Origin of the sequence: Allochromatium tepidum (assembly GCF_018409545.1) — a bacterium.
Taxonomy (GTDB): domain Bacteria; phylum Pseudomonadota; class Gammaproteobacteria; order Chromatiales; family Chromatiaceae; genus Thermochromatium; species Thermochromatium tepidum_A.
On sequence record NZ_AP024563.1, the window covers coordinates 1,995,191 to 2,011,508 of the forward strand.

Here is a 16,318-nt window from a genome sequence, read left to right on the forward strand (position 1 = left end):
GGCAGGCTCTGACATGGCGCCCTTGCTGCTGACATTGCTCACGCCCCTGATCGGCGGACTCGCTCTCTTCCTGGTGCGGGCGCTCGGGACGGCGGGCCGGCTCAATCTGGCCGTCTCGGGCCTGACCCTGCTCGGCTCGCTCTGGCTGGCCTGGACGGTCGCGCAGGTCGAGATCGTCGCGGGCCTGGGCTTCCGGGTCGATGCCTTCAACGTCTATCTGATCGTGCTCACGGCCTTCGTGGGGCTGACCACGGCCATCTTCTCGCGACCCTACATGGAGCATGTGCAGGCGAGCGGGCGCATCAGCGTGCTCAATCTGCGTCTCTACCACGGCCTTTATCAGGCGTTCATTCTGACCATGCTGGTGGCCCTGAGCACCGACAATCTCGGCGTGCTGTGGGTGGCGGTCGAGGGCGCGACGCTCGCGACCGTGCTGCTGGTCTCGCTCTATCGCACCCCGGAGGCGGTCGAGGCGGCCTGGAAATATTTCATCCTCTGCGGCGTGGGGATCGCGCTGGCCCTGTTCGGCACGGTGCTGACCTATTTCGCGGCGCAACTGGTGCTCGCCGACACCGAATCCGGGCTGACCTGGAGCGTGCTCCATGCCCACGCCGCCGCGCTCGATCCGACCGTGATGCGCATCGCCTTCGTGTTTCTGCTGGTCGGCTATGGCACCAAGGTCGGTCTGGTGCCTATGCACCAGTGGCTGCCGGACGCGCATTCCGAGGGACCGACGCCGATGTCGGCGGTGCTCTCGGGCCTGCTGCTCAATGTGGCGCTCTATGCGGTGGTGCGGCTCAAGATGCTGGTCGACGGCTCGCTGGCCGCGACCGACACGCCGTATCTGGCCGGGGCGCTGCTGATGGGGTTTGGGCTGGTCTCGTTCGTGGTGGCGGCGCTGTTCCTGCACCTTCAACGCGACATCAAGCGGCTGTTCAGCTATTCGTCGATCGAGCACATGGGGCTGATGACCTTCGCCTTCGGGGTCGGCGGGCCGCCGGCGACCTTCGGCGCGCTGCTGCACATGCTGGTGCATTCGCTCACCAAGTCGGCGATCTTCGTCACCGTCGGGCACGCGACCCATCTGGCCGGCACCCAGTCGATCGAGCGCATTCGCGGGCTGATCCGCACTCAGCCGGCGATCGGCTGGTCGCTGCTGTTCGGCGTGGTGGCCATCGCGGGGTTTCCGCCGTTTGGGGTCTTCACCAGCGAATTCCTGCTCCTGACCGCGACCATGCAGACATACCCCTGGTTCACCGTGGTCCTGTTGAGCGGACTGGCGATCGCCTTCGCCGGACTGTTCCGGCATCTGCATCCGATGGTCTACGGCACAGCACCCGAGGGACAGATGCCGGTCTCGGCGAACCTGCTGCCGGTGCTCGTCCATCTGGGACTGGTGCTGTGGCTGGGGTTGTCCATCCCCGGTTTTCTCGCTGAATGGCTGGATCGGGCCACTACCATGATCACGGGCGGGGGATTGCTATGAGTGGCTGCGACTGGTTGTCCGATTTTTTGAGCCGCCTCGGTGAATCCAGCGCGAACATCCATGACGCCAAGCCGCTTGCGCCCGCTCGGAGGTTGATCCTTGATCCAGCGCTCTGGGAACCGGCGGCGCGAGCGGCGGTCGCTATGGGGCTGCGTCACGCCGGTGTCTGGGTCGATCCGCTCGACACGCCCGCCGATCCGGTGCGCGATGGTGCCGAACCGCGTCTGCGCGTGATGGCCTGTCTGGAGCGCGACGGCGACTATCTGATCCTGGAGACCGAGGTTCCGCTGAGCCGGCCGCATCTAGCCTCACAGGCACCTCACTTCCCTGGAATCGGTCGCCTGGAACGCCACGCGCATGACCTGACCGGACTCATCTGGACCGATCAGCCCGATGGACGCCGCTGGACGCGCCATCAGGCTTGGCCTGAGGATCGCTTCCCGTTGCGCGCCGATTTTCCCGTGAGCGGCGAGGACACCGGACGCGCCCCGGCCGATGCAGAGTATCCCTTCGCGCCCATCCAGGGCAGCGGCGTCCACGAGATCCCGGTCGGCCCGGTCCATGCCGGCATCATCGAGCCGGGACACTTCCGCTTCCAGGCCATGGGCGAGGAGGTCTTGCGGCTGGAGGAACGGCTCGGCTATGTCCATCGCGGAGTCGAGAAGCTCGCCGTCGGACGTGATCCGTCCGGACTGGCGCGGCTCGCCGGGCGGGTCTCGGGTGATTCGACGGTCGCCCATGCCTGGGCGGCCTGTCAGGCCATGGAGCGCGCCACCGGCTGTGAGGCGCCGCCGCGCGCCCTGGCCCTGCGCGCACTCCTGGCCGAGCGCGAACGCATCGCCAATCATCTCGGCGACATCGGCGCCATTTGCAACGACGTCGGTTTCGCCTTCGCGCATGTCCAGTGCGCACGACTGCGCGAGCAGTGGCAGCGGCGCTCGCGCGAGCTGTTCGGGCATCGGTTGCTGATGGATGTGGTCATCCCCGGCGGTGTCGCCCAGGATCTGTCGGTCGGCGGCTTCCATGATCTACGACTCGACCATGCCGCGCTCCGTCAGGCCATCGACCCCATCTTCGACATCGTCGAGGATCTGCCCTCGCTCGACGACCGCTTGCTCACGACCGGCATTCTGTCCGAAGCCGATGCCCGTGAACTCGGCTGCACCGGCTATGTCGGCAAGGCCAGCGGTCTGGCGTTCGATGTGCGCCGCGACAGCCCCTACCCGCCCTATGATCGACTGCGGGTCGAGGTGCCGGTCCAGACCGAGGGTGACGTGGCCGCACGGGTGCGGGTGCGGCTCGGCGAGGTGCGCGGCAGTCTGTGGATGCTCGATCGCCTGCTCGACGATCTGCCGACGGGCGAGATCCGGACACCGCTCCCGTCGCCCGAAGCCGGCGCCCTGGGCTTGGGGTTGATCGACGGCTGGCGCGGCGAGATCCTGAGCTTCGTGCGTTTCGACGACACCGGACGCATCGCCCGCTACTTCCCGCGCGACCCGAGCTGGTTCACCTGGCCGGCGCTCGAACGGCTGATCCTGGGCAACATCGTCCCCGACTTCCCGGTCTGCAACAAATCGGTCAACGGCTCCTATGCCGGCCATGACCTTTGAGCGTCGCCTTCAGCCCGCGCCGTCCCCCGACTGGTCGGGCGGCGATTCCTCCAAGGGCTCCAGCGACTCGATATTGAGCAGATGCACCCGCCGGCTGTCGGCGCGCATCACGGTGAAACGGAAGCGCCCGAGTTCCACCGACTCGCCGCGCTTGGGCAGATGCCCGAAGGCATTGACCACCAGCCCGCCGATGGTGTCGAACTCCTCGTCTGAGAAATCGCTGCCGAAGTATTCGTTGAAATCCTCGATCGGGGTGCGCGCCTTGGCGCTGAAATCGTTCTCGCCGCGGCGGAAGATGCCCGAGCCCTCGTCATAGTCGTGCTCGTCGTCGATCTCGCCGACGATCTGTTCGAGCACGTCCTCGATCGTCACCAGACCCGAGGCGTTGCCGTACTCGTCGACCACGATCGCCATGTGATTGCGGCTGGCGCGAAACTCCTTGAGCAGCACGTTGAGCCGCTTGCTCTCGGGCACGAAGACCGCCGAGCGCAGCAGATCGCGGATGTTGAAGGCGCGCCGACCGGTCTCGACGCAGAAGGAGAGCAGATCCTTCGCCAGCAGGATACCGACCACCTCGCCCTTGTCGTCACCGGTGACGGGAAAGCGTGAATGGGCCGACTTGACCGCGATCTGGAGGATCTTCTCCAGCGGGTCGTCGCGGCGCAGCGCGACCATCTCGGCGCGCGGGACCATGATGTCGCGCACCCGCAGGTCCGAGACCTGGAGCACGCCCTCGATCATGCTCAGGGCATCCGCGTCCAGCAGTTCCCTCTGTCGCGCATCCTTCAGCAGCTCGATGAGCTGTTCCCGGTCCTGTGGCTCGCCACCCAGCAGTTGGCCCAGACGTCCGAGCCAGTTGCGTGATCGCGAACCCTCGCTAGATCGATCGCTCGTCATGAGAAGTCTTGTCATCCTCCAGGTTGCCCTGGTCTTCATACGGTGGGGCGAATCCTAACCCGCCCAGGATCGCCGTTTCCAGTGTTTCCATCACGACGGCCTCGGCGTCCGTAATATGATCGTAATCAAGCAGATGCAGGACGCCATGCACGACCATGTGCGCCCAGTGCGCTTCCGGCGTCTTGCCCTGCTCAAGCGCCTCGCGCCGCACCACCTCAGTGCAGATCACCAAGTCGCCGAGCAGGTCATGGATGGGGTCGTCCGTGTCCAGACCGGGCGGCGGCTCGAACGGAAAGGACAGCACATTGGTCGGCTTGTCGCGTCCGCGATACTGGAGATTGAGCGACTGACTCTCGTCGGGGTCGACCAAGCGGATGGTCAGCTCGGCGCGTGGGCGTTGAAACGGCGGATCGGCCTGCTCCAGCACGGCCTGGACCCAGCGCTCGAATTGGGGCGGCAGCGGATGATCGGCGTCCTCGGTGGCGACCTGTAGATCCAGCTCCAGTTCGACGCTCATGGCTGATTCTCGAAGTCATCATAGGCGTTGACGATGCGCTGCACCAAGGCATGACGCACCACGTCGCGGGCGTTGAAGAAGGTGAAGCTGATGCCCTGGACGTCCTTGAGGATCTCGACCGCCTGTCGCAAGCCGGACGGCTGGCCGCGCGGCAGATCGACCTGGGTGACGTCGCCGGTGATGACGGCGGTCGAACCGAAGCCGATACGGGTCAGGAACATCTTCATCTGCTCGGGCGTGGTGTTCTGCGCCTCGTCGAGGATGATGAAGGATTCGTTCAGGGTGCGGCCGCGCATGTAAGCCAGCGGCGCCACCTCGATCACATTGCGCTCGATGAGCTTGTTGACCTTCTCGAAGCCGAGCATCTCGAACAGGGCGTCATAGAGCGGACGCAGATAGGGGTCGATCTTCTGCGCCAGATCGCCGGGCAGGAAGCCGAGCCGCTCGCCCGCCTCGACCGCCGGGCGCACCAGCAGCAATCGGCGCACCCGATCGGACTCCAGCGCCTCGACCGCGCAGGCCACGGCCAGATAGGTCTTGCCCGTCCCGGCCGGCCCGACGCCGAAATTGATGTCGTGCTTGAGGATGGCGTGCAGGTATTCCTGCTGATTGGGTCCGCGTGCCCGGATCAGACCGCGCTTGGTCTTGATGATCACGTCCGGCAGCCGGTCCTCGACCTGCTCCAGGAGCGCGTCCACGCCGGAGTCCTGGAGCACCAGATGGATGGTCTCAGGTGTCAGCACCGACTCGGCGGTCTCGGCATAGAGTGCGCGCAGCACCTGCTCGCCGAGCCGCACCGCATCGCCCTCGCCGATCAAGCGAAAGCTCGATCCGCGATTGCTGATCTCGATCCCGAGCCGGCGTTCGAGTTGACGGAGATGTTGATCGAACTGGCCGCACAGATTGGCCAGACGCGCGTTGTCCTCGGGCCTGAGCTCGAGGTCGATGGATTGGGGTTGGATAGTCAAGCGGCTCAGTGGGCCGGTTGCCCACGCAGTGAATTGGGGAGTGATTCGGTGATGGTCAGATCGACGAACCGGCCGATGAGTTCGGCCGGGCCGTCGAAGTTGACCACACGATTGTTCTCGGTGCGACCGGCGAGCTGGGCCGGATCCTTGCGCGACGGCCCTTCGACCAGCACGCGCTGCACCGTGCCGACCATCCGGCGACTGATGCGCTGGGCATTGGTGTCGATGCGCTGTTGCAGCCGTTCCAGACGCGCCTTCTTGACCTCGAGCGGCACCGCGTCCGGATAGTCGGCGGCGGGCGTGCCGGGGCGACGGCTGTAGACGAAGCTGAAGCTATGGTCGAAGCCGACCTGATCGATCAGATCCAGGGTCGCGGCGAAATCCTCGTCCGTCTCGTTCGGGAAACCGACGATGAAGTCCGACGAGATGCAGATGTCCGGACGCGCCTCGCGCAGTCGGCGGATCTTGGCCCGATATTCGAGCGCGGTATGCCCGCGTTTCATCGCCGCCAGGATGCGATCCGAACCGGACTGCACCGGCAGATGGACGAAGCTCGCCAGCTCGGGCACCTCGGCGAAGGTCTCGATCAGGTCGTCGCCGAACTCGACCGGATGGCTGGTGGTGAAACGGATGCGCCCGATGCCCTCCACCGCCGCCACATAGCGGATCAGCAACGCCAGACTCGCCGTGGAGCCATCGGCCATCAGACCGCGATAGGCATTGACGTTCTGGCCGAGCAGATTGATCTCGCGCACGCCCTGTTCGGCCAGATCCGCGACCTCGGCGATCACGTCATCGAAGGGACGGCTGATCTCCTCGCCACGGGTGTAGGGCACCACGCAATAGGTGCAGTATTTGGAGCAGCCTTCCATCACCGAGACGAAGGCGGTCGGCCCTTCGGCGCGCGGCGCGGGCAGACAGTCGAACTTCTCGATCTCGGGGAAGGAGACATCGACCTGGGGTCGGCGGCTGGTCTCCAGATCCTTGAGCATCTGCGGCAGCCGGTGCAGGGTCTGGGGTCCGAACACCAGATCGACATAAGGCGCACGGGTGCGGATCGCCTCGCCCTCCTGACTGGCGACACAGCCGCCGACGCCGATCACCAGATCGGGCCGCGCCTGCTTCCAGGGCTTCCAGCGTCCGAGTTGTGAAAAGACCTTCTCCTGCGCCTTCTCGCGGATCGAGCAGGTGTTGAGCAGCAGGACGTCGGCCTCCTCGGGCTGATCGGTCAGTTCCAGACCCGCCGCGACACGCAGCGCATCCGCCAGGCGCGCCGAGTCGTACTCGTTCATCCGGCAGCCATAGGTTTGAATGAAAAGCTTACGCGACATGGAGATCCGGTGGACGGGCGGCGGCGTCGATCGAGTGGGTCGAGATGGTAAGTGGGCGCGATTTCGCGGCTGGGCGTCGAGCCGGCATGGGATTCGGAACGCCGGGATGACAAGGCGGATCATAGTCCTGAATCGACGGCGGGCTGTCAAGATTGGACGACCCGATGCGGTGCGAACGGACGCTCGATTCGCAGTTTGCCCGGCACGGTTTTTTCGAGAGTGACCGTACTGATTTTTACCGTACTGAGGTGGTGCCAACTCGAAATCTTTCATGGGATGGGGGATAGGAACTTCCGGACATGCGGCCTCCTGCACGGCTTGCACGCCGTCTGCTCTTCCCCCAAGAAGTTGTCGGCGACAACCAAATCGCTATCAGCCGTTGCGGCGCTCGAAGTCCTGCATGAAGGCCACCAGTGCGTCCACCCCTGCTTCGGGCATGGCGTTGTAGATGCTCGCACGCATACCGCCGACCGAGCGATGCCCCTTGAGCGTGGTCAACCCCGCGGCCTTTGCTTCCTTGAGGAAGACCTCGTCCAGATCGGCATCGGCCAGGGTGAAGGGCACGTTCATCCAGGAGCGATCCGTCGGCGCGACCGGGTTGGCATAGAAACTCGACGCATCGATAGCGTCATAGAGCTTCCTGGCCTTGCGCGCATTGACCTCGGCCATCGCCGACAGACCGCCCATGTCCTTCAGCCACTTGAACACCAGTCCCGCCAGATACCAGGCATAGGTCGGCGGGGTGTTGTACATGGACTCGTTGTCGGCATGGGTCTTGTAATCGAGCATGATCGGCGTGCCGTTGATCGGCTGGCCGATCAGATCCTCGCGCACAATGACGATGGTCAGCCCCGCCGGGCCGATGTTCTTCTGCGCACCGGCATAGATCAGCCCGAACTTCGAGACATCGATCGGGCGCGACAGGATGGTCGAAGACATGTCCGCAACCAGCGGCTTGCCGCCGGTCTCGGGCACATAGGGAAACTCCACACCCTCGATGGTCTCGTTCGGCGTGTAATGGACATAGGCCGCATCGGCGCTCAGATTCAGCTCGTCCTGAGCCGGCGCGCGGGTGAACTTGCTCGACTCGGTGCTTGCCGCAACATTCACGCGACCATAGCGACGCGCCTCGGCGATCGCCTTCTTCGACCAGGAACCGGTGTTGATGTAGTCCGCCCCTTCGGCCCCGCGCAGCAGGTTCATGGGGATCATGGCGAACTGGAGCGAAGCGCCGCCCTGCAGAAACAGCACCCTGTAATTGGCCGGAATCGCGAGCAGCTCGCGCAGATCGGCCTCGGCCTCGGCGGCGATGGACATGAACTCCTTGCCGCGATGGCTCATCTCGGCCACGCACATGCCGCTGCCGCGCCAATCGAGCATCTCGTCGCGGGCCTGAGCCAGGACCGCCTCGGGCAGCATCGCGGGACCGGCACTGAAGTTATAGACGCGAGCCATTCTGACATTCCCCATGGGTTGAGTGTTCTGTGGTGGACATCCCGCAGGATGTGGTGAGCGGAGCGAACCGTCTCGGTCGCGCGTGAGGCGGCTCCAGCGTCACCGCCTCCTGCAAGCTATGCGCGCCTCGGCGGTTCGATCACGATTCTAGGCATCATCCGCCACGGACGTCTCGCTGTCCTCGGCGGACTCCTCGCCCGTCTCCTTGTCGCCTTCCAGGGCGGCGATGCGCTCGACGAAGACCAGTCGCTGACCTTCGCCGAGATTGATCAATTTGACCCCCTTGGTATTGCGCCCGACCACCGGGATCTGATCGACCGAGGTGCGGATCAGGGTGCCGTCGTCGGCGATCAGCATGATCTCGTCGCCCGGATGGACCAGGATCGCGCCGACCTGGGCGCCGTTGCGCTCGGCGGTGTCGATGGCGATCACGCCCTGGGTGCCGCGCCCCTTGGTCGGGAACTGATCCACGTCGGTGCGCTTACCGTAGCCGTTCTCGGTGACGCTGAGCACGGTGCCGCCGTCCTCGGGCGCGACCAGGGCGATCACCCGCTGTCCCTCCTGGAGCATCACGCCGCGCACGCCATGCGCCCCGCGCCCCATCGAACGCACCTGACTCTCGGAGAACCGCACCGCCTTGCCCGCCGAGGTGAACAGCATCAGATCCTGCTCGCCGCGCGTGATGGCCGCGCCGACCAGCAGCTCGTCCTCGCGCAGGTCGATGGCGATGATGCCGCGCGACAGTGGACGTGAGAAGTCCTTGAGCGGGGTCTTCTTGACCGTACCGGCGCTGGTGGCCATGAACACGAAGAAGCCGTCCTCGTAGTCGCGCACCGGCAGCAACGTGGTGATGCGCTCGCCCGCCTCCAGCGGCAGCAGGTTGACCATGGGCCGTCCGCGTGCGCCGCGTCCGGCCTGGGGCAGCTCGTAGACCTTGAGCCAGTAGACCCGTCCACGGCTGGAGAAGCAAAGCACGGTGTCGTGCGAGTTGGCGACGAAGATGCGGTCGATGAAGTCCTCTTCCTTGATCGCGGTCGCGCTCTTGCCCTTGCCGCCGCGCTTCTGGGCCTGATAGTCGCTGATCGGCTGGGCCTTGACGTAGCCCTGATGCGAAAGCGTGACGACCATGTCCTCGGGCGCGATCAGATCCTCCAGGGTCAGATCCGTTTGATCGACCTGGATCTCGGTGCGACGCGCGTCGCCGAACTGGTCGCGCACGGCGATCAGCTCCTCGCGGATGACCTCCATCAGCCGATCCGGATCGGAGAGGATCAAGAGCAGCGCGGCGATGGTCTCCAGGATGTCCTCGAATTCCTTGAGGATCTTGTCCTGCTCCAGCCCGGTCAGGCGATGCAGTTGCAGATCCAGGATCGCCTTGGCCTGACGCTCGCTGAGCCGATAGCCGGCGTCGCTGAGACCGAAGCAGGCTTCGAGTTCTTCCGGGCGGGTGCGGTCGGCCCCGGCGCGCTCCAGCATCCCGGTCACGGCGCCGGGCGGCCAGTGGCGTTCCATCAGCCGCTCGCGGGCCTCGGCGGGATTGGCGGCGGCCTTGATGGTGGCGATCACCTCGTCGATGTTGGCGAGCGCGATGGCATAGCCTTCCAGCACATGCGCCCGGTCGCGTGCCTTGCGCAGTTCGTAGAGGGTGCGGCGCGTGACCACGTCGCGGCGGTGGCGCAGGAAGTATTCGAGGATCTGCTTGAGGTTGAGCGTCAGCGGCTGGCCGTCGACCAGCGCGACCATGTTGATGCCGAACACCTGCTGGAGCTGGGTGTGCTGATAGAGATTGTTGAGCAGCACCTCGGAGTGGGTGTCGCGCTTGAGTTCGATGACGATGCGCATCCCGTCCTTGTCGGACTCGTCGCGCAGACCGTCCTGGGCGATACCCTCGATCTTCTTCTCCTTGACCAGCTCGGCGATGCGCTCCAGCAGGCGCGCCTTGTTGACCTGATAAGGGATCTCGGTGATGACGATCGCCTCGCGTCCGCTACGCTTCTGGGTCTCGGTCGTGGCGCGCGCGCGCATCACACAGCGACCGCGCCCGGTGCGGTAGGCTTCGCGGATGCCGCGCACCCCATTGATGAGACCGGCGGTCGGGAAGTCCGGTCCGGGCACGATCTCCATCAGCTCGTCGAGCGTCACCAGCGGATTGTCGATGATCGCCAGACAGGCGTCGATGACCTCGCGCAGATTGTGCGGCGGGATGTTGGTCGCCATGCCGACGGCGATGCCCGAGGAGCCGTTGACCAGCAGATTCGGAAAACGCGCCGGCAGGACCGAGGGTTCGTGCTCGGTGTTGTCGTAGTTCGGGACGAAATCGACCGTTTCCTTGTCCAGATCGTCGAGCAGGGTATCGGCGATGCGCGTCATGCGCACTTCGGTGTAACGCATGGCCGCCGGCGGATCGCCATCGACCGAATTATGGACGAAGACACCGCACGCGAGCAGGAAATTGTGATGATGGTCGACCGTGATGTCGTAGGTGTCTGCGCGCTCGGTGAGTCGACGTTGACTGACAACCCGATGGTTATAATGCCTGCCCGCCGTAACGAGCGCATCAAAGTCGCCGAAATACTCGACGGCCTTGTTCAGGCGCGGAATCCAGTTCCGCTGACGATTCGATTCATACAGATCGGGAGTAACATCGCAGTCAGGGATACGAATGCTGTCGTAAGCCATTTCGAAGACCCCAGGCATGAGGCTGTCGTCCGGCGTCAAGTCCTGCGCTTCCTTGTAGGAGCCGTCGCGCAGCATGAAGCGATGATCGGGCGTGCAGCGGACGACATCACCGGTGTCGAGCGTGAGTTCCAGCAGCTCGGCATCGGGGCGGGTCAGGCGCGCATGACGCCCTTCGGCGATGACGATCTTGCCGGTCTTGTCGACTGCATAGACATAGAAGATTTCGTTGGGCGTGAGTTGCGCCAACTCGGCGAACGTCTTCTCGGTGCCGTCGGCCAGTTTGATGGCCGTATCGCCGGTGAAGCAACCGAAGTTGCCCTGACCGTCGATGAGCAGATTGCGTAGCGAGAACGGCTGGGCCATGCGCACCATGGTGTCGTAGATGGCCGCGTCGCCGTGGGGGTGGTACTTACCCATGACGTCGCCGACCACGCGCGCCGATTTGCGATAGGCCCGGTTCCAGACGTTGCCCTGCTCATGCATGGAGAAGAGGACACGCCGGTGCACCGGCTTGAGGCCATCGCGGACATCCGGCAGGGCGCGACCCACGATCACGCTCATGGCGTAATCGAGGTAGGACTGACGCATCTCGTCTTCGAGATTGATGGGCAGGACTTCTTTGGCGAAATCTGGCATGGGCGTGATGAACCGACTCTGAGGCGCCCGACAGGGAACGGGCGCGTGACCGCGCGGGCTTGGTGTTTAACGGTGCGATTCTACCACGACAGCGGGGCCGGACCGCGTTTCCGGGCCGGCATCAGCCGCGACTCGGCTGCAATTCGCCACCCGCAGATCCGGCCGTCTGTTGCCGCTCGGCGCCTCAGAACGTAGGCCACTGCGGCTCGGGCGGTTGGGGGGCCGGCCGGGCGAACAGATAACCCTGCACCAGATCCGCCCCCTGCCCCACGACATAGGCCAGCTCGGCCTGGGTCTCGACGCCCTCGGCCAGCACCTGGATGCCGAGATCGCGCGCGATGCCGACCAGCGCCCGGAACACCGACTGGCGCTGGGTATCGGTATCGATCCCGCGCACGATCTCCATGTCGATCTTGATGATGTCGGGCTTGAGCGTGGCGAGCAGATTGAGCGAGGCATAGCCGCTGCCCACGTCGTCGAGTGCGACCCGGTAGCCAGCGCCACGGTAGAAGTCGAGGATGCGCTTGAGATGATCGAGGTCTCCGACCCGTTCGGTCTCGACCACCTCGAACACCAGCCGACCCGGATCGAACCCGAGCTTGCGCGCCCAACCGACCGTGCTTTGCAGACAGTGTACCGGGTCATAGATCGCGGTCGGCACGAAGTTGATGAAGATCTGCCCCTGGAGCCCGGCGGCCGCCGCACACCGTAGCGCCGACTCGCGCGCCTGGCGGTCGACCTGGAACAGCAGGTCATTGTCGCCGGCGAGCGTGAAGATCTCCCCCGGAAACATCAGGCTGCCGTCGGATCGCCGGCCGCGTAGCAGCGACTCGTACCCGACCACGGCACCATCGGTCGCCGACAGGATCGGCTGGAACCAGGAGACGAAGCGCTTGGCCTCCAGGATCTCGATCAGACCACAGGCATCGAGCAGCCCCAGCCATTGTTCGAGCGTGCGCGCACGGGTGAACGAGTGGAAACTCAGAGCCTCGCCCGGCTCCAGCAGCAGCGCCGAGAGTCCGCGTCGTTCGAGCGCATTGAAGGCCTGGGCATCGCGCACCCGTTGCAGGAACTCGAACAGATTGGCCTCGTGCAGACGCAGTTCCAGCCCCGCGTCCTCGAAATCCAGACCCTCGACCTCCAGAAAGCCGATCAGGATCTCGATGAGTTCGCGCACGGCTCCGGTCAGGAGCAGGGTGCCGCGCGTCTCGACCGAGAGCGGAAGTGTCCGACAGCGTGAACAGGCCATGGCGGCGGGTCTCCTTGCAGTCCGATCGGATGAGAATTTCAGTCCATCAGCGCGCGCATCTTCTCGGTGGTGGGATCCAGCACCACGCCGCGTTCGGTGACGATGGCATCGACCAGCGCCGCCGGGGTGACGTCGAACACCGGATTGCGCGCCGCACAGCCGGCCGGGGCGATGCGCCGCCCGCCGCAGCCGAGCAGCTCGTCGGGGTCGCGCTCCTCGATCGGGATCTCGGCGCCCGAGGCGATGGCCATGTCGACGGTCGAGGTCGGCGCCGCGACCATGACCTTGATGCCGTGATACTTGGCCATGACCGCCAATCCATAGGTGCCGATCTTGTTGGCGACATCGCCATTGGCCGCGATGCGGTCGGAACCGACGATCACCCAGCCGATCCGTCCTGTGGCCATGAGACTCGCCGCCGCGCAGTCGGCCTGGAGCGTAACCGGGATGCCGTCCTGCATCAGCTCCCAGGCGGTCAGGCGTGCGCCCTGCATCCAGGGGCGGGTCTCGTCGGCATAGACGCGACGGATCTTGCCGGCGGCATACGCACTGCGCACCACGCCGAGCGCGGTGCCGTAGCCGCCGGTGGCCAGCGCGCCGGCGTTGCAGTGGGTGATGATCTCCGTCGGCTCGGTGATGAGTTCGGCACCCAGATCGCCGATGCGTCGATTGGCGGCGCGGTCTTCCTCGTGGATGGCGAGCGCTTCATCGAGCAGCGCCCGGCTCGGATCGCTGGTATCCAACCGCTCGATCAGGTCACGCATCCGCCGGATCGCCCAGAACAGATTGACGGCGGTCGGACGCGAGGCGGCCAGTCGCTCCAGATCGGCCTCGATCGCCTGCTTCCAGTTCGCGCCCGCGCCGGCATAGGCCGCACGTCCGGCCAGCGCCACACCATAGGCCGCCGCCACGCCGATCGCCGGTGCGCCGCGCACCACCATGTCGCGGATGGCCGTGGCGACCTCGGCGGCCCGGTCATAGCTCAGGAACTCGGCGCGCTCGGGCAGGGTGCGCTGATCGGCCAGATAGAGCCGTCCGTCGTGCCAGAGGGCGGCGTCGTCGGGCGTGGGCGTGGTGGGCGGCGTGGTTTTCATCGAAGGCTCCTTTGTGGCATGTTGGCGCCTATTCTCCTTCATTCGCCCACAGATACCAAAGGACCGCGCGATGCACGCCGAACTGCTCATCCATGCCGAGTGGATCCTGACCGTCGATCCCGAGAATCGCCAACTGACCGATCATACCATCGCCATCGCCGACGGGCGTATCCGGGCGATCCTGCCTTATGAGGAGGCGCGGCGCACGATCCGGGCCGAGCAGACCGTCGAGTTGCCCGGTCATGTCCTGATCCCCGGTCTCATCAACGCTCACACCCATGCCGCCATGACCCTGCTGCGGGGCTTAGCCGACGACCTGCCGCTCATGACCTGGCTGCACGAGCACATCTGGCCGACCGAGGGGCGCTGGGTCGATGCCGGCTTCGTCGCCGATGGGACACGGCTGGCGGTGCTGGAGATGCTGCGCGGCGGCGTGACCTGTTACAACGACATGTACTTCCACCCCGAGGTTTCGGCTCAGGTGACGGACGAGGCCGGGATGCGTGCCGTGATCGGGATGATCGTGGTCGACTTCCCGACCGGCTATGCCGCCTCGCCCGATGAATACATCGCCAAGGGGCTGGCGCTGCACGAGCGCTATCGCGACCATCCGCTGATCCGGGTCGCTTGGGCGCCGCATGCGCCCTATTCGGTCTCGGACGCGCCGCTGCAGCGGGTGGCGACCCTGGCCTTCGAACTCGGCGTGCCGGTACACATCCATCTGCACGAGACCAGGGACGAAGTCGAGAACGCCGTGAACGCGCATGGCGAGCGGCCCTTCGCGCGGCTCGACCGGCTCGGCTTGATCGGTCCGTCGCTGGCATCCGTGCACATGACCCAACTGGAAGATGCCGAAATCGTGCGTCTGGCCGAGACGGGGGCGAGTGTCGTGCACTGTCCCGAGTCCAATCTCAAGCTCGCCAGCGGCTTCTGCCCGGTCGCGAAGCTCCTGGAGGCCGGTGTGAACGTCGCGCTCGGCACCGATGGCGCGGCCAGCAACAACGATCTCAATCTGCTCGGTGAGATGCGCACCGCCGCCCTGCTCGGCAAGGGCGTGTCCGGATCGGCCTCCGCCGTGCCCGCGACCGAGGCGCTGCGGATGGCGACCATCAACGGGGCGCGCGCGCTCGGACTGGACAGCGAGATCGGCTCGATCGAGCTGGGCAAGTCGGCCGATCTGGTCGCGCTCGATCTGCGCGACCCGCACACCCAGCCGCTCTATCACCCGGTCTCGCAACTGGTCTATGCCGCCGGACGCCATCAGGTGCGCCAGGTCTGGGTCCGGGGCCGTCAGGTCATCCGCGACGGCGTACCGACCACCCTGCATCTGGCCGAGGTGCTCTCGGAGGCGCAGATCTGGGGAGCGCGGATCGGCGGATGAGCGCCCCGAAAACGCCGCGCGCTCCAGAGACGTGGAAGCCACTCCGTTTTTCCAAAGACTTTGCACGCTTTGCTCCCCTGTGGTTCAAAGACGTTTTTGCCGACAGGATACCCGCATGTCACTCACACTCGCCGACCGGCTCTTCATCGCCCTGCAACACATCATCCCGCAGCGCCGGCTGTCCGAGTACATGTACCGGCTGGCGCGTGTCCGGTGGCGACCGTTCAAGCGTTTCATCATCCGCCACTTCGCGCGAATCTATCGGATCGACATGAGTCTGGCCCTGGAACCGGATCTGGACGCCTATCCGCACTTCAACGCCTTCTTCACCCGCGCACTGCGTCCCGATGCCCGCCCGCTCGATCCGGACCCGGCGGCTATCCTCTGTCCGGTCGACGGTGCCATCAGCCGGATCGGGACCATCGAGGCCGGACGGCTGATCCAGGCCAAGGGACGCGACTACAGCGTCGAGTCGCTGCTCGCGCTCGCGCCCGGCGAACCCCATCCCTTCGAGGGCGGGCGTTTCGCGACCATCTATCTCTCGCCGCGCGACTACCATCGTATCCACATGCCGCTCGGCGGGCGGCTCGATCAGATGGTCCATGTCCCCGGTCAGCTCTTCAGCGTCAACGCCGTCACGGCGGCGGGCGTGCCCGATCTGTTCGCGCGCAACGAACGTCTGGTGTGCCGCTTCGAGACCGAGGCCGGTCCCATGGCGCTGATCCTGGTCGGCGCCATCTTCGTCGGCGGCATCGAGACGGTCTGGGCCGGTGAGGTGACGCCGCCGCACTCGGGCCTGGAGCCGAAGCGCTGGGACTACGAGGTCGACGAGCAATGCATCCGGCTGGAGCGCGGTGAGGAGATGGGACGCTTCAATCTCGGGTCGACCGTGATCCTGCTCCTGCCGCCCGGTCAGGCCGAATGGGAGTCCGGGCTGGCGCCTGGGGATGGGGTCCGGCTCGGTCAGCGGCTCGGAACCTGGTGCGAGGCAGGTGCGGACGGACAGGGGCGCTGA

Annotated in this window: 12 protein-coding genes; 4 read left to right on the forward strand and 8 right to left on the reverse strand. The window is 65.5% G+C overall.

The features are described from left to right. The first annotated feature begins 13 nt into the window (after window positions 1-13). Window positions 14-1,486, forward strand: coding sequence for a hydrogenase 4 subunit F (locus Atep_RS09685; RefSeq protein ID WP_213378343.1), 1,473 nt, complete (start codon window positions 14-16; stop codon window positions 1,484-1,486). A gap of 143 nt (window positions 1,487-1,629) precedes the next feature. Then, window positions 1,630-3,096, forward strand: a complete 1,467-nt coding sequence (locus tag Atep_RS09690; RefSeq protein ID WP_336511349.1) for a hydrogenase large subunit — start codon at window positions 1,630-1,632, stop codon at window positions 3,094-3,096. Between the two features lie 9 nt (window positions 3,097-3,105). Here Atep_RS09690 and Atep_RS09695 read toward each other — a convergent pair whose 3' ends face one another. The 8 genes from Atep_RS09695 to mtnA form a co-directional block, all read right to left on the reverse strand. Further along, window positions 3,106-3,993, reverse strand: a complete 888-nt coding sequence (locus tag Atep_RS09695; RefSeq protein ID WP_213378345.1) for an HlyC/CorC family transporter — start codon at window positions 3,991-3,993, stop codon at window positions 3,106-3,108. After that, a complete protein-coding gene (gene ybeY, locus Atep_RS09700; protein ID WP_213378346.1) occupies window positions 3,974-4,510 on the reverse strand; it encodes an rRNA maturation RNase YbeY in 537 nt (178 codons plus the stop codon). Before ybeY ends, Atep_RS09695 begins: the two co-directional genes overlap by 20 nt. Further along, window positions 4,507-5,478 (reverse strand): PhoH family protein, encoded by a 972-nt coding sequence (locus Atep_RS09705; protein ID WP_213378347.1) that lies wholly within the window; start codon window positions 5,476-5,478, stop codon window positions 4,507-4,509. Before Atep_RS09705 ends, ybeY begins: the two co-directional genes overlap by 4 nt. A gap of 5 nt (window positions 5,479-5,483) precedes the next feature. Beyond that, window positions 5,484-6,809 carry a tRNA (N6-isopentenyl adenosine(37)-C2)-methylthiotransferase MiaB gene (gene miaB / locus Atep_RS09710; RefSeq protein ID WP_213378348.1) on the reverse strand — a complete coding sequence of 442 codons (1,326 nt, stop codon included), beginning with the start codon at window positions 6,807-6,809 and terminating at the stop codon, window positions 5,484-5,486. Window positions 6,810-7,181: 372 nt separating this feature from the next. Further along, window positions 7,182-8,264, reverse strand: a complete 1,083-nt coding sequence (serC, locus tag Atep_RS09715) for a 3-phosphoserine/phosphohydroxythreonine transaminase (RefSeq protein ID WP_213378349.1) — start codon at window positions 8,262-8,264, stop codon at window positions 7,182-7,184. Between the two features lie 147 nt (window positions 8,265-8,411). Further along, on the reverse strand, window positions 8,412-11,579 hold the full coding sequence (gyrA, locus tag Atep_RS09720; RefSeq protein ID WP_213378350.1) for a DNA gyrase subunit A: 3,168 nt from the start codon (window positions 11,577-11,579) through the stop codon (window positions 8,412-8,414). A 184-nt stretch (window positions 11,580-11,763) separates the two neighbouring features. Continuing rightward, entirely contained in the window at window positions 11,764-12,828 is a 1,065-nt protein-coding gene (locus tag Atep_RS09725) for an EAL domain-containing protein (RefSeq protein ID WP_213378351.1), read from the reverse strand. A gap of 38 nt (window positions 12,829-12,866) precedes the next feature. Beyond that, window positions 12,867-13,922 carry an S-methyl-5-thioribose-1-phosphate isomerase gene (gene mtnA / locus Atep_RS09730; protein WP_213378352.1) on the reverse strand — a complete coding sequence of 352 codons (1,056 nt, stop codon included), beginning with the start codon at window positions 13,920-13,922 and terminating at the stop codon, window positions 12,867-12,869. 70 nt (window positions 13,923-13,992) lie between these two features. On the opposite strand from mtnA, the gene Atep_RS09735 reads away from it, so the two are divergent. Then, on the forward strand, window positions 13,993-15,303 hold the full coding sequence (locus tag Atep_RS09735) for a TRZ/ATZ family hydrolase (protein WP_213378353.1): 1,311 nt from the start codon (window positions 13,993-13,995) through the stop codon (window positions 15,301-15,303). 115 nt (window positions 15,304-15,418) lie between these two features. After that, window positions 15,419-16,318, forward strand: a complete 900-nt coding sequence (gene asd / locus Atep_RS09740) for an archaetidylserine decarboxylase (protein WP_213378354.1) — start codon at window positions 15,419-15,421, stop codon at window positions 16,316-16,318.

Coding starts and splice junctions, on each gene's coding strand:
- Atep_RS09685 (WP_213378343.1), top strand. CDS start 14: ATGGCGCCCTTGCTGCTGACATTGCTCACGCCCCTGATCGGCGGACTC.
- Atep_RS09690 (WP_336511349.1), top strand. CDS start 1,630: ATGGGGCTGCGTCACGCCGGTGTCTGGGTCGATCCGCTCGACACGCCC.
- Atep_RS09695 (WP_213378345.1), bottom strand. CDS start 3,993: ATGACGAGCGATCGATCTAGCGAGGGTTCGCGATCACGCAACTGGCTC.
- ybeY (WP_213378346.1), bottom strand. CDS start 4,510: ATGAGCGTCGAACTGGAGCTGGATCTACAGGTCGCCACCGAGGACGCC.
- miaB (WP_213378348.1), bottom strand. CDS start 6,809: ATGTCGCGTAAGCTTTTCATTCAAACCTATGGCTGCCGGATGAACGAG.
- serC (WP_213378349.1), bottom strand. CDS start 8,264: ATGGCTCGCGTCTATAACTTCAGTGCCGGTCCCGCGATGCTGCCCGAG.
- gyrA (WP_213378350.1), bottom strand. CDS start 11,579: ATGCCAGATTTCGCCAAAGAAGTCCTGCCCATCAATCTCGAAGACGAG.
- Atep_RS09725 (WP_213378351.1), bottom strand. CDS start 12,828: ATGGCCTGTTCACGCTGTCGGACACTTCCGCTCTCGGTCGAGACGCGC.
- mtnA (WP_213378352.1), bottom strand. CDS start 13,922: ATGAAAACCACGCCGCCCACCACGCCCACGCCCGACGACGCCGCCCTC.
- Atep_RS09735 (WP_213378353.1), top strand. CDS start 13,993: ATGCACGCCGAACTGCTCATCCATGCCGAGTGGATCCTGACCGTCGAT.
- asd (WP_213378354.1), top strand. CDS start 15,419: ATGTCACTCACACTCGCCGACCGGCTCTTCATCGCCCTGCAACACATC.